Genomic DNA, 13181 nt, shown 5'->3' on the forward strand with positions numbered 1-13181 from the left:
TAACCATCCGCAGTGTAATGCGGATTGGATATTAATTAAACGAGTTTATCCTGTTTATGTGTAGAAAATCGCACCGCAAATCAGACTACGATGCTCTGCAAAAACCGCAGCGCGATAGCACAGCCGAAGATAATCAATACACCGCCAGCGATACGCTCTACCCACAGGATCCCTCTGGTTAACCGCCTCTGGATCTGCGGTAAACCGATGAACATCACGATCAGCAGATCCCAGCACAGCACCACGCTGGTCATCCAGATCCCGCTCATGGTTTGTTGTAGCAGCGTCACCGACGGGCCGAGCAGGGCAGTCATTAGTGCCAGATAGAACAGTGCATTTTTTGGGTTAAGCAGTGACGAACCCAATCCCAGCAGCAGCTGTTTACCAAATCCTGGACAGGTAGACCGGGCATCTGCTCCGGTCAGAGTTTGCGGGCGACTGCGTATCAGCAGGCTGCCTATCCACAATAAATAGAGCGCGCCCAGCAGCTCAATAATGGTAAACAGCAGGGGAAGCTGGCGCAGGATCCCCCAACCGATAATTGCCAGCAGGATATATAGCCCATTGCCGACGGCGATACCCACGCACAGCCCGGTGCTGTCGCGCATCCGGTATCGTACGGCATAACCGACCAGTAAAAAGAAGTCCGGACCGGGGCTGAGTAGTGCGACAAAATGTGCCAGCGCCAGCGCGGGAAAAGCAGACGGAAAAAGTACAGAAAGCAGCGACATAGCGACCTCAGACAATGAATCTGAGATCACCGTACACCTGACGCAGCGCTAATTATTGTCTGATATTGATCGCCCCAACGCGTACTGGCGCGGTGTGGCGGCGGTGTAGCGAACAAAGGTGCGATGGAAATGGCTCTGGTCGGCAAACCCGCTCTGATAGCCGACATCGGCAATTTCGTCCCCGGCCCGCAGCAGCTGGCGGGCATAGTCAATCCGAATGATGTTCAGATAGCTTCCAGGCGTCAGCCCGGTGTCCTGCTTAAAGGTACGGATCAGCGTTTCTTTACGCATGTGACACTCATGTGCCAGCTCATCGAGTGAGGGCGGCGTGAGCAGGCTGGACTGCAACCGTTCGCGCAGATACTGGCTGGTGGCGCTTAGGTTGTCTTGTGTGACCGACTGCAACGGCAGCGAACGCAGCAATGCTTGTGCGGCATCCGTTACCCGCGTCGTTTGCCGTTGCTGCATAAGTGCCACGAGGTTTACATAGTGCTGGAACAATTGCCGATTGCGGATAACGGGATCGCGCGTGCAAAGCCGCTGATTGTTGTTCAGTGCAGGCAGATGGGCAAGGCACCATCGGGCATCAAGATAAAGCATGTGATAGCTGCGAAACTGTCCGTTAACAGGATTACAGCTGTGAGGTGCCAGCGGCGGGATCACAATCAGATCGCCCACCTGCAGATGGTATTCCTTGCCATCGCACAGGCAGCACGTTTCCCCCTCGAGAATTGCCCCAATCGAGAGCTGAGAGTGGTGATGCCGCTTATAGGCCTGCAGGCTTTGCCAGGTGCTGCGCAGTTCCAGCCACGGGAGCAGTTCATCACGCCAGAACGATTGTGGAATATCCCGGGTGTGCGTCACATCGCGTCCTCCCTGAAAGTAATGATTCGTTATAGCACAGGCCGAGTGGTGAAAAAGTGGGTATGTGCATTGAGGTCGTGATTCTGCGTGACGGGTTCCAGACAAATGCAGACGTTACATAGGGACGTTTTTATCCCGGAAATCGTCTCGCAAACAGAGAAAGTTGCAGGTGAGGGTGTGGCTTCCTTATGGGGCTTGTTGAGCAAATTGTTTCCTTGCTACTTACTGGAGTGACTAATGACAGCCAGATAAAGACGCTGTTTAATTATATTTTGCAAACTGGCGATGCACCTCGCTTCAGTGAGTTTATTCGTGGGGTTGCTGAACGTTCACCGCAGCATAAGGAGCATTTAATGACGATCGCAGACAGATTGCATGAGGCTGGATTTCAAAAAGGGTGGCTTGAGGGTCTGCAAGAGGGCCAGCAAAAAGGTAAGCAGGAAGGTAAACAAGAAGGTTTAATTGAGGGGCAACGCACCGAGGCGCTGCGTATTGCCCGCACCATGCTGGCCGACGGTACTGATCTCAGCACGGTGCAAAAAATTACCCGACTTTCCGTTGAAGATATTCAGGGCGTAAGCCATTAGAAATAACTTAATCCGTACAATCGCCAGCCCGGTAGCACCGGGTGGTCTGATTTACTCTATCGCCACCTTTACTGCTTCCCCGAGTTTTTGCATCACTTCCCGATGCTTCTCGTTTGGCGGCAACGCGCAATTGATGCGTACGCAGTTGCGATACTTTCCTGATGCGGAGAACAGCGAACCCGGCGCAACCTGGATTTTGAGGCGACAGAGCTGCTTAGCGACACAGACCATATCGACCTGGTGCGGCAGCTCGACCCACAGCATAAAGCCGCCTTTCGGTCGGGTGACGCAGATCCCGCAGGGGAAGTATTCCCGTACCCAACAGGTGTAGATCTCCATATTCCGCTGGTAGATCTGACGCATACGGCGAACATGCCGATGATAATGCCCCTCGCGCACGAAAGCGGCGGCCGCCAGCTGCGTAGCAGGAACGTTAGTGCCGATGACGGCATATTTCATATGCAGAAATTTATCGTGATAACGACCGGGAATAACCCAACCGACGCGCAACCCCGGCGCCACGGATTTGGTAAATGAACTGCACAGTAGCACCCGACCATCGCTGTCCCAGGAGTGTATTGTGCGCGGACGGGGATATTCCGTGGCAAGCTCTCCGTACACATCATCTTCAAAAATAACAATATCGTGCTGCTGGGCGAGGGCGAGGACCGCCCGCTTACGTGCATCCGGCATAATAAATCCGAGGGGATTATTGCAGTTAGGAACCAGAATCACCCCTTTAATCGGCCACTGATCCAGCGCCAGTTCCAGCGCTTCAATGCTGATCCCTGTATCCGGATCGGTTGGGATCTCTATAACTTTGATCCCTAATCCGCGTAGCAGCTGCATCGTGCCGTAATAGGCGGGCGATTCTACGGCGACGATATCTCCTGGCTGGCAGACTGCCAGCAGCGCCAGTGACATCCCGCTCTGACTCCCGCTGGTGATCACAATATCATCCGCATTGATGACCGAACCTCCGTCCAGCATGAGCCGGGCAATCTGTTGACGCAATTCGCGACAGCCTGGTAATTCATCGTAGCCCAGAACCGCCTTGAGATTATGCTGCGCCACGCGGCTTAGCTCGCGCCAGAGCGGTTTCAGGCTGGGTTGATTGATATCGGGCACGCCACTGCTAAAAGGGATTATCGATTTGTCTGCATGACCTGCAAGCATGTCCAGCACCTGATCCCACTGGGTTATCTCGACTGGACGTTGGACCGGGCGCGACATCAGCGGCACCGGCGGCTGTGCTTTTTGTGGTGCGACAAAATAACCGGAACGCGGCTGCGGCGTGATCAGCCGTAGTTGTTCCAGCGTCTGATATGCCTGCTGGACGGTGCTGATGCTGACCCCGTGCTCCTGGCTCAGGCTGCGTACCGAAGGCAGTTTTTCGCCATGGCGATACAGACCTTGCTCAATGCGTTCGGCCAGCAGATTGGCCAGATGTTGGTAACGCGTCATGCTGTATCCCTCATGGGTACCATACAGATTAACAAACCGGTACAGATTGGCGTGAAAAAAGCGATGCAGAACTCTTTTTAACCAATCTGTATGTTAAATAAAAGTACTTTGTGAGTCTGTATTGTTTTGGGCCAAATCCGTGAAGATAAAGCCTCTGGCAAGGCGGGGAGGCAAGGTATGGAATTTCACGAGAATAAAGCAAAACAGCCGTTTATTGGGTTTGTACTGATCTGGCGGGCATACAAGGCGTGGCGGCTGCGAGCGCAAACGCGGCGCCTATTGCAACAGATGAGCGACGAGCGGCTGCGGGACGTCGGACTGCGACGCGATCAGGTGGAGTGATTTTCTTTCATCGACAGAGGCTGGGGTTATCGCCCGGCCTCTTTTGTATTCATGAGATTTATCAATTCATGCTTCTGAATGCAGTGTTTCTTGATACTTACCCTGATAAGTATTATTTTCTTCTCAGCGATGAGGGGAAGGATACATGACTGAAGATGAACTGTTTGCCCGCCGTCCGATGGGGATGCGCATGGCAATGGTGGTGCGCCAGTGGCGGGCCATTATTGATGCAGCCATTACCGACACTGGCCTGACGCAGTCAAGCTGGACGGTACTGATGCAGCTGTATCAACTGGGAGACAACGTCTCGGTCAGTGAACTGGCGGAGGTGCAGGGTATTGAACTGCCGCCGCTGATGCGCACTCTCTCACAGCTGGAAAAGCACGGCTATCTGCTGCGTTCCACATCGCCTTATGACAAACGCATTCGCCTGCTCACGCTGACCGAGCAAGGCCGCGCAAGGCTGGAAGAACTAAACCGGGTGATTGAGAACTACCAACATCGCGTCACGTGTACCATCCCCGAAGCGGAGCTTGCCGCCTTCAGCTCGACCTTAAATCAACTTGCCTGCAATTTGCGGACAATCCGCGAAGAAGACAATCAACACTAAAAAACTATGATGACCCCAGAACAAAAATTTGCCCGTTGGGTAAGGGTGAGTATTGCCGCTTTCCTGGTTATATTCGCCTGGTTTATCGTTGCTGATATCTGGATCCCGCTGACGCCGGACTCCACGGTGATGCGCGTGGTAACGCCTGTTTCCTCACGCGTATCCGGCTACGTCTCGCAGGTGCATGTACATAACAATAGCCAGGTGAAAAAGGGCGACTTGCTGTACGAACTGGATCCGACGCCATTTATCAATAAGGTCGAGGCTGCGCAAATCGCCCTTGAGCAGGCAAAGCTGAGCAACCAACAGCTGGATGCGCAGATCGCCTCTGTGCGTGCCAACCTGCGCACCGCGCAATTTAACGCCCGGAACGACAAGACCACCTTTGACCGCTATCAGCGCCTGAGCGCCATGCAGAACGTGTCGCAAGCCGATCTCGACAAGGTGCGCACCGCCTGGCAAACCAGCGAGCAGTCGGTGTCGGCGCTCAATGCCAGTATTCAGAACCTGCTGATCCAACGCGGCGAGCGCGATGAAAACCGCAACGTGACGCTGCAAAAATACCGTAACGCGCTGGAAGAGGCGCAACTGAACCTCGGCTGGAGCAAAGTATATGCCCAGACCGACGGTACGGTGAGCAATCTCCAGCTTAGTCCCGGACTTTATGCCACCGCCGCCACGCCGCTACTGGCGCTGGTCAGCCACCAGACCGATATCGTGGCCGACTTTCGCGAGAAAAGCCTGCGCCACACCCGGGTGGATACCGATGCCGCCGTAGTGTTCGACGCCATGCCGGGCAAGGTTTTCTCTGCCCGCGTCACCAGCAGCGATGCCGGTATTCTGGCGGGTCAGGAGCAGGTTAATGGCCAGTTGTCGCAACCGGAACAGTCTACCCGCTGGGTGCGCGACGCCCAGCGTATGCGTATTCACGTCGCGCTGAACGAACCGCTCGACACGCCGTTACCGACCGGGGCGCGCGCCACGGTACAGCTGTATAACAGCGAAGGGATGTTCGCTCGCACTTTTGCCGGGGCGCAGATCCACCTTGTTAGCTGGCTGCATTATGTCTATTAACACCCTGGCTCACGTCTTTACGCCGCACGGGAATATTGTCTACACCGCCAATGATTTTCGCCAGACCCTGCGTATCTCGGTTGCCGGGACAATCGCGCTGAGTATCTCGACCTTTTATAACGTGCAGTACGGCGTGTTCTTTGTGGTTTATCCGCTGATGCTGCTGTCGCTGGTACCGGTGTTCAACCGCCATGTGGCCAAACAGTTTGTGTTCAGCGCGGCGGTGAATTGCGTCGAAATGGTGCTGATTGTCGGCTATCTCTCACAATGGCCGCTGATTATGACGCTGGTGGTATTTGGCCTGTACGTGGTGCGTTTTCGTTTGATGAGCAAAGGACCGCTGTTTCTGTTCGGCTCAATGGGCGTGGTGTGCCAGAGCACGATGCTCAATTTTATGAGCTATCCCACCACCAACTGGCATACGCTGATGTTCTCCAATATGGAAGCCTGCGTCATGGCGGTGGCGCTAAGCGCGTTGCTGCATTATCTGATCCCGGACGTGGAACCCCGCCAGCCGCCGCCGCGCATTGAGAAAGATGACGCCCGGGTTCGCCACGAGTCGCTGCTTTCTGGTTCGGTGGCGACAATGATTTTTGTGGTCTTTCAGATTTGCGACTTGAGCGATTCGCTGTCGGCGCTGATGGCGGGCATTTTGATCCTGTTTCCGATGCATTATCGCGGCGCGGTGTTGAGCTCTCTCTGGCGCGTGGTCGGCGTGGTTCTGGCTTGTCTGTACATTCTGCTGGTGCAACTGCTGGTGTATGATTTCAGCAACCACATGGTGCTGATGATGCCGCTGATTGGCCTTGGACTGGCGTTCAGCGCCCGCCTGCACGTGATGGAAAAAGTCGGTGCGGGCGTGGGTTTTGCCAGTATCACCACCATCGGCATTATGTTCGGCCAGAACCTGCATCCGGATCAGGACCTGGTGTTCAGCGATCTCTATCGCATCACTTCCGTTACCGTCGCGCTGCTGGCCACGTTAACGATGGTATTTTTGGTGCACCGCGTTTTGAACTGCTTTGCGGCGACACGATTTGTGATCACCGAGTGAGTGGGGGGCCAGTGCCGGATGGCGGCTGCGCCTTATCCGGCCTACAGAAGAAGGTTTGTAGGCCCGGTAAGCGCAGCGCGCGGGGATTATCCCTGTCTGCGTGTCTTGGCTGAAATTACGTCGATAAACTCCTGCACCTGCTGTTGCTTACGCGCGGACAGCTTGCACACCCGACGCAGCGACTGCAATAACACCGGTTCTTCCGGCTCCGGCAGTTTTGCCGTCAGCACAATGCAGCCTGGCATCACTCTGACATCGAATGGGGTTCCGGTGGTAAAACCGGCGGCTTCCAGCCACTGGCCTTTCATAATAATTGCCGGAACATGCGTGTAATCCGGATAACGGCTCGCATAGCTGACGGTACCCAGGCGATTATTTGCCGGGGAGACTTCTGGATCGGTGAATTCTGCAATAGAATGCGGGGTAGTCATGGTCTCTATTCCTTGTTAATAGGGATTGTGATTAGCAAGGCGCTCGTGTTGCAGCACGGGCGTCTTGCGAAAAATACCTGGATATATCATCAGGGAAAAGAAGGAAAGTCCAGCTGAAAATGAATGAAAATAACGGCGTGGATGCGGGGATGGATTATTTCTGGTGATGGGAATAAAGCGGCTATTTAGCCGCTTTATTGGTTTCTGGGGGCGGGTTAATTGATGGCGGCGTCGGTGAGGGCGTCGGCCAGGTGGAGCTGGGTTTGTTGGGCGGATTTAATACGGGATTTTATTTTTTCAAAAATTAAGAATAAGTTATCGAGAGTATTAATGATCTTTTCCTGCTCGTCAAAAGGTGGAAGTCCAATGATGCAGTTATTTATAGTTTTCATATTTAAAAATGGCTGTACTGCTTCTGATGCTATTGCTCTGAGCATCGGAGCCATAGCATTAATATTATAACATAGTAATTTATTGTTTATTATTTTCCCGACTCTAAATCTTGCCACTCCTGTAGTGGCAATTAGACCCTCAGGCATATATTCTGGGTATAGAGTAGCGTTGCCAATACTTCCAACTTTGCCCATCAGAACATCACCCGGCAAAATATTATGCCGTTTTAATAAATGGAGTTTCTCTGGGGTAACATATTTCATGTTTTCATTTATATATTCAAATGGTCTAATATTTCCCATTCTTGTTACAGGACATCCATTATCTATGTAATCAATTTTTGTATTTATTGATGAACCAAAAGGGCCATCAACGATGGCGGAATCCATTGGATTTCCAATACAACCTAGGCGACACCATTCCCATCCATCCGGCAGTTCAAACGGTTTTTCCTCATCACTAATCGGTGGCAACGGTTTTTGTTTTTTCATTTTCCCGTCTTTCACCAGTTGCGCTTTTTCCTGCGCAATACGTTTGAGTAGTTCGGAGGCCGGTTCGTCGTTCGGATTTTGCGGCACCAGTTTGCCCATCACCGCCAGTTGCAGAATGGTCTGTTTTAAGGCGTCAATGCTGGCTTCGGTGGTAAACAGCGTGTCGAAATGCTCGTTGATACGCGCCCAGTTTTCGGCCAGTTCATTGGCGTTCTGGCTGTCGGTTAGCGTGGTTAGCAGGGTTTCAACCAGCTGTTGATGCGCGTCCAGACTGGTCAGTGAGTGCTGTTCCAGTTGGTCGCAGAGGGACATAAGTTTATCAACACGTGAAACAATTCGCAGTTGCTCCTGGATAGGAGCTAATTCGATGACGGCATGCTGAGCTTTTTCTGTACCAAGCCTGGGCAAGTTCATTCCATGTGTAGAGCTATTTGCGTAAGTAATGAAATTTGGTGCTTTCAGCAATAGACGTAAGAACTCTGGGTAAATATTACCATAGCTTGTTATTGGGATAATTTCAGTAGTACATACACCCGGTTCATTAGCAACGATCACTTTATCCAGGTACGGACGTAATTTTCCATAAAGTACATCACCTTGTGAGAATCGATTCTTAGAGCTTTTAAATGGTCTTTCTGCAAAAGTTACCTTATTGAGAAGCTTTGATGTGACTTTCTCTATATCCTCTAATTCAAGGATCCATGTTTCAGGCGTTACGTCTTCAGGTTCTGCTTTATCACAAAAACCATAGTTTGAAATAAATCCTAATCTCGTCCACTCCCACCCCATCGGTAGCTCAAACGGCTTCTCCTCCTCGCTAATCTCCGGCAGCGGCTTGGGCTTCTTAATTTTCCCCTGTTTCACCAGCTCGGCCTTTTCCGCCGCAATGCGTTTGAGCAGTTCCGACGCCGGTTCATCGTTCGGATCCTGCGGCACCAGCTTGCCGCGCACCGCCAGCTCCAGAATCAGCTCGCGCAGCTTCTTAATGCCGTACAGATCGATCTTGCCCGAGCTGCCGCGCCCTGCCGTGGAGCGGGTTTGCAGCGCCGTGGTCCAGGTATCGATATGGTCGACAATCAGTTTTTCTACCGCCATTAGTTGGCCTCCTTACCGGAGAGCGCCGCGCCGAGGATATCGCGCAGCTGGTGGCGCAGGGTCTGGATTGCTTCCTGCTGCTTGGCATATTGCGCCAGTAGTTCATCCGGGTCGTGGCTGACGGTTTCCGCCTGGTGCGGGTTTTTGATATCGAGGTTAAAGTTGCGGGCAATCACCTCGTCGATGCTCACCTTCCACGCCTGCTCGTTTTCGACGCGGCTGGCGAAGCCGTCGGCCTCGTTGCCCCACCAGTCGATCTCGGCCTGGAATTCCTCAAACTTCATCGGTTTGGTTTTGCTGTAGTTCTTCACGCCCGCCGGGTACGGGTGCTCGTAGAACCAGATGTCTTTCGTCGGCTGGCCTTTGGTAAAGAACAGCAGGTTGGTTTTAATGCCGGTGTACGGGTTAAACACACCGTTCGGCAGGCGCACGATGGTGTGCAGGTTGCACTCCTCGGTGAGCAGCTTTTTGATCTTGGTTTTCACACCTTCGCCAAACAGCGTACCGTCCGGCAGCACCACCGCCGCACGGCCGTTTTTCGCCAGCACTTCAATAATCAGTTGCAGAAACAGATCCGCCGTCTCGCGAGTCTGCATCTCTGCCGGGAAGTTCTTCTCGATGCCGTCTTCTTCGGTGCCGCCGAACGGCGGGTTGGTGACGATCACATCCAGCTGTTCATCCCACGACGACAGCGGCTTGTTGAGGGTGTTGTCGTGACGGATTTGCACCGGCACTTCGATGCCGTGCAGCAACATATTGGTGGTCGCCAGCAGGTGCGGGAGCTGCTTTTTCTCCACGCCGTGGATCTGCTGTTGCAGCGTCTGGTGATCGGCCACACTCTGTACGTATTTGTTTTTTACGTGATCGAATGCGCAGGCGAGGAAGCCGCCGGTGCCGCAGGCCGGGTCCATAATCGACTCGCCAAGCTTCGGATCGACGCGATCGACCATAAAACGGGTGACGGCGCGCGGGGTATAGAACTCACCGGCGTTGCCCGCCGATTGTAGATCTTTGAGGATCTGTTCGTAGATGTCGCCGAACAGGTGGCGTTCGCTGGCGCTGGTGAAGTCGATTTCGTTGAGCTTGTTGATCACCTGACGCAGCAGGGTGCCGTTTTTCATGTAGTTATAGGCATCGCTGAACGCCTGTCTGACCACAAAGCCGCGCGGGTTCTTATCGATAGATGCGGTGAGGTTTTTCAGCGCCGGGAACAGATCGTCGTTGACGAACTCCAGCAGGGAATCGCCGGTAATGCCCTCGGCGTTTGCCGCCCAGGTGCGCCACAGGTAGCGCTGCGGGATCGGATACTGATAGTTATCCTGCTCCAGTTCCAGCGCCTCTTCCTGGGCGTCAAAGATTTTCAGAAACAGCAGCCAGGAGAGCTGGCCGAGGCGCTGCGCATCGCCGTCCACGCCGGCGTCTTTGCGCATAATGTCCTGTAATGACTTGATAACTGAGCTGATTGACATGATGTGTTCCATGTTTCATTAACAATAAGGCCCTCTGCGACGCGGTGGCAGCAGAAGGCGCAAAAGGGGAGTGGTTACGCGGAGCGGGGCGGTAAGTGGTAGATTTCGCTCTCCAGCTCGCTGATGGCCTGATTATACCCGTTACGGTCACCGAATCCGCTTTTAATGATCTCCGGCAGCGTACCCATGCTGTCGAACGGCTTGAGCTTCAGCACCTGAATACTCTCTATTTCCTGCACGCCCGCGTCGGCGTATTTATCCAGCAGCGTATTCAGCACCGCCTGCGCGGCGTCGGAGTATTTGGTGAAGTAGTTGCGCTTGCGCACGTTCTCCGCCCGCTCTTTGCGGGTTAACGGCGGCTGACCATACACCACGTGGCACAGCATGTCGAACGGGTCGAGCTCTTTACCGACCTCTTCCGCCAGCACTTCCCAGATAATCCCCTGCTGCTCCAGTTCCTTGATGATGGCCTGTTTGCGCTCGGCGTCCTGCCATTTGCGGGTGAAATCATCCAGCGAGGCGTACTCTTTAAGCAGCGTTTTGCGGGTGTAGTCTTTGAAGGATTCGGTGACCAGCTTGCCGTCGGCATCGTAATACTGCACACGCTGGGCGATCACGCCGACGGCCACGCCGTTGACGTGGAACTTGCGCACTTTGTTCTCGTCGTCTTCCGGCAGCGGGCCGACATCGTCTGTACCGGTAACGGTATACGGCGCGGGATCTTCATCGGCACCGGTAACAACGTCCTCAACTTCTTCGTCGTGCTCATCGAACTGCTCTTCAAAATCGGAGTCCGGGTCGGCGATATCTTCCGGCGTGGTGTCCATCACCTTTTCCGGGATGCCGTCAAAGCGTTCGTCGGCGAACAGCTCGGTGGCCTTTTTGAAGTCGAGGATGGTGAACCATAGCTTGCCGTAGCGTTCATCGATGCGGGTGCCGCGGCCGATGATCTGCTTGAATTTGGTCATCGACTGAATGTTTTGGTCCAGCACCACCAGTTTGCAGGTTTTGGCATCCACGCCGGTGGTCATCAGTTCGGAGGTAGTGGCGATCACCGGATAGGCCTTTTTGGGATTAATAAAGTTATCCAGTTGGGCTTTGCCAATGTCGTCATCGCCGGTGATTTTCATCACGTACTTGTCGTTCTTTTTGACCTGTTCCGGGTTGAGGTTGACCAGCGCGCGGCGCATCCGCTCTGCGTGATCGATGTCGTTACAGAAGATGATGGTTTTATCCATCGGGTTGGTGCGCTTGAGGTAATCGGTAATGGTTTTCGCTACCAGTTCGGTGCGTTCATCAATCACCATCGTGCGGTCAAAATCTTTCTGGTTGTAGATGCGGTCGTCGATCAGCTCGCCGTTTTTATCCGTCTGGCCTTTGGTCGGGCGCCAGCCCTGGAGATCGACGTCGATGTCGACGCGCACTACTTTGTATGGGGCAAGGAAGCCGTCTTCGATACCTTCTTTCAGCGAGTAGATATACACCGGGTCGCCGAAGTAATCGGTGCTGGAGACTTCATGGGTCTCTTTCGGCGTGGCGGTTAAGCCAATCTGCGTGGCGGCGCTGAAGTAGTCGAGGATTTCGCGCCACGCGCTGTCTTCCGAAGCGCTGCCGCGATGGCATTCGTCAATCACAATCAGGTCAAAGAAATCCGGCGCTACCTGTTTAAAGGCTTTTTGATCTTCTTCCGGGCCGGTGATGGCCTGGTACAACGCGAGGTGGATTTCAAATGCCGGGTCGATGGTGCGCCCGGTGACCTTGGTCATTGCCGTGCCAAACGGCAGGAAGTCGTTATTTTTGGTCTGATCGACCAGAATGTTGCGATCGGCGAGGAACAGGATCCGCTTCTTACTTTTCGCTTTCCATAAGCGCCAGATAATCTGGAAGGCGGTATAGGTTTTTCCCGTTCCGGTCGCCATCACCAGCAGAACGCGGTTCTGCCCGGCGGAGACGGCTTCAATGGTTTTGTTGATGGCCTGTAGCTGGTAATAACGCGGTGCTTTGCCACTGCCGTCGTCGTAGTAGTCCTGAGTAATCACCGGGAGCTGAGCTTCGGTGTAGCTTTTCCAGACGCAGAGCTTGTGCCAAAGTTCGGCTGGGGATGGAAACTCATCCAGAGTAATGTGTTTTTCGAGCAGCTCGCCTTCAGTTGCCGTGGCATCACGGAAAATAAAACCGTCGCCGTTAGTGGCGAAGACGAAAGGAACGTCCAACAGGCGCGCGTACTCGATGCCTTGCTGCATCCCTTTGCCGATTTCGTGTTTGTTGGCTTTGGCTTCAATGACCGCCAGTGGAATCCCCGGCTTGTGATACAGCACGATATCGGCAGATTTCACCGTTCTACGCGCCGCGACTTTGCCGCGCACGATGACCTTACCGTCCCGGAGTTTGACCTCTTGTCTGATTTGCGTTGTGTCGTTCCAGCCAGCATCAAGGATGGCGGGCATAACGCGTTTGGTGATGATGTCTGCTTCCGTCAGGGTACTCAGGTTCAGGTCAGCCATGTCCGTTCTCTACCGATAATGGGATTGCTCTGATTTTACACAATATTGTTATGCAAGCCATGAACAGAAATG

The 13181-nt window shown here is 53.6% G+C and carries 11 protein-coding genes and 1 pseudogene; 5 read left to right on the forward strand and 7 right to left on the reverse strand.

Going from position 1 to position 13181, the window contains the following annotated elements; all coding sequences use genetic code 11:
• Positions 1 to 80: 80 nt before the first annotated feature.
• Positions 81 to 731 (reverse strand): LysE family translocator, encoded by a 651-nt coding sequence (locus E6P06_RS07105; RefSeq protein ID WP_054528022.1) that lies wholly within the window; start codon positions 729 to 731, stop codon positions 81 to 83.
• Between the two features lie 48 nt (positions 732 to 779).
• On the reverse strand, positions 780 to 1595 hold the full coding sequence (locus E6P06_RS07110; protein ID WP_139935070.1) for an AraC family transcriptional regulator: 816 nt from the start codon (positions 1593 to 1595) through the stop codon (positions 780 to 782).
• Between the two features lie 185 nt (positions 1596 to 1780).
• On the opposite strand from E6P06_RS07110, the pseudogene E6P06_RS07120 reads away from it, so the two are divergent.
• Positions 1781 to 2182: pseudogene (locus E6P06_RS07120) on the forward strand (ISNCY family transposase); the annotation flags it as partial.
• Between the two features lie 51 nt (positions 2183 to 2233).
• Here the strand turns inward: E6P06_RS07120 and E6P06_RS07125 are convergent.
• Entirely contained in the window at positions 2234 to 3646 is a 1413-nt protein-coding gene (locus tag E6P06_RS07125; RefSeq protein ID WP_003019183.1) for a PLP-dependent aminotransferase family protein, read from the reverse strand.
• 177 nt (positions 3647 to 3823) lie between these two features.
• Here E6P06_RS07125 and E6P06_RS07130 point away from each other — a divergent pair, with 177 nt between their 5' ends.
• From E6P06_RS07130 to E6P06_RS07145, 4 genes are all read left to right on the forward strand, one after another.
• Positions 3824 to 3988 (forward strand): DUF1127 domain-containing protein, encoded by a 165-nt coding sequence (locus E6P06_RS07130; RefSeq protein ID WP_003019180.1) that lies wholly within the window; start codon positions 3824 to 3826, stop codon positions 3986 to 3988.
• A gap of 145 nt (positions 3989 to 4133) precedes the next feature.
• A complete protein-coding gene (locus E6P06_RS07135; protein WP_003019178.1) occupies positions 4134 to 4598 on the forward strand; it encodes a MarR family winged helix-turn-helix transcriptional regulator in 465 nt (154 codons plus the stop codon).
• Positions 4599 to 4604: 6 nt separating this feature from the next.
• Positions 4605 to 5672: an HlyD family secretion protein gene (locus E6P06_RS07140; protein ID WP_003837201.1), complete on the forward strand. Its 1068-nt coding sequence runs from the start codon at positions 4605 to 4607 to the stop codon at positions 5670 to 5672.
• A complete protein-coding gene (locus E6P06_RS07145) occupies positions 5662 to 6726 on the forward strand; it encodes a DUF2955 domain-containing protein (protein ID WP_102190663.1) in 1065 nt (354 codons plus the stop codon). The genes E6P06_RS07140 and E6P06_RS07145 overlap by 11 nt, the downstream gene beginning before the upstream one ends.
• 86 nt (positions 6727 to 6812) lie before the next feature.
• On the opposite strand, the gene symE is transcribed toward E6P06_RS07145, so the two are convergent.
• The 4 genes from symE to hsdR all read right to left on the reverse strand — a co-directional run bounded on the left by symE (position 6813) and on the right by hsdR (position 13109).
• On the reverse strand, positions 6813 to 7157 hold the full coding sequence (gene symE / locus E6P06_RS07150) for an endoribonuclease SymE (protein WP_139935071.1): 345 nt from the start codon (positions 7155 to 7157) through the stop codon (positions 6813 to 6815).
• Between the two features lie 215 nt (positions 7158 to 7372).
• Entirely contained in the window at positions 7373 to 9136 is a 1764-nt protein-coding gene (locus E6P06_RS07155) for a restriction endonuclease subunit S (protein ID WP_139935072.1), read from the reverse strand.
• Positions 9136 to 10605, reverse strand: a complete 1470-nt coding sequence (locus E6P06_RS07160; protein WP_139935073.1) for a type I restriction-modification system subunit M — start codon at positions 10603 to 10605, stop codon at positions 9136 to 9138. The genes E6P06_RS07155 and E6P06_RS07160 overlap by 1 nt, the downstream gene beginning before the upstream one ends.
• Positions 10606 to 10679: 74 nt before the next feature.
• The gene (gene hsdR, locus E6P06_RS07165; protein WP_139935074.1) at positions 10680 to 13109 is read right to left on the reverse strand and encodes an EcoAI/FtnUII family type I restriction enzme subunit R; all 2430 of its coding nucleotides are present in this window, start codon (positions 13107 to 13109) and stop codon (positions 10680 to 10682) included.
• Between the last annotated feature and the right edge of the window lie 72 nt (positions 13110 to 13181).

Source organism: Citrobacter sp. CF971 (genome assembly GCF_006385635.1).
GTDB lineage: Bacteria > Pseudomonadota > Gammaproteobacteria > Enterobacterales > Enterobacteriaceae > Citrobacter > Citrobacter freundii.

Bases quoted from the DNA above. Each gene is read 5' to 3' on its own strand.
- E6P06_RS07105 (WP_054528022.1), bottom strand. From the start codon at position 731: ATGTCGCTGCTTTCTGTACTTTTTCCGTCTGCTTTTCCCGCGCTGGCG.
- E6P06_RS07125 (WP_003019183.1), bottom strand. From the start codon at position 3,646: ATGACGCGTTACCAACATCTGGCCAATCTGCTGGCCGAACGCATTGAG.
- E6P06_RS07130 (WP_003019180.1), top strand. From the start codon at position 3,824: ATGGAATTTCACGAGAATAAAGCAAAACAGCCGTTTATTGGGTTTGTA.
- E6P06_RS07155 (WP_139935072.1), bottom strand. From the start codon at position 9,136: ATGGCGGTAGAAAAACTGATTGTCGACCATATCGATACCTGGACCACG.
- hsdR (WP_139935074.1), bottom strand. From the start codon at position 13,109: ATGGCTGACCTGAACCTGAGTACCCTGACGGAAGCAGACATCATCACC.
- E6P06_RS07140 (WP_003837201.1), top strand. From the start codon at position 4,605: ATGATGACCCCAGAACAAAAATTTGCCCGTTGGGTAAGGGTGAGTATT.
- E6P06_RS07135 (WP_003019178.1), top strand. From the start codon at position 4,134: ATGACTGAAGATGAACTGTTTGCCCGCCGTCCGATGGGGATGCGCATG.
- E6P06_RS07160 (WP_139935073.1), bottom strand. From the start codon at position 10,605: ATGTCAATCAGCTCAGTTATCAAGTCATTACAGGACATTATGCGCAAA.
- symE (WP_139935071.1), bottom strand. From the start codon at position 7,157: ATGACTACCCCGCATTCTATTGCAGAATTCACCGATCCAGAAGTCTCC.
- E6P06_RS07145 (WP_102190663.1), top strand. From the start codon at position 5,662: ATGTCTATTAACACCCTGGCTCACGTCTTTACGCCGCACGGGAATATT.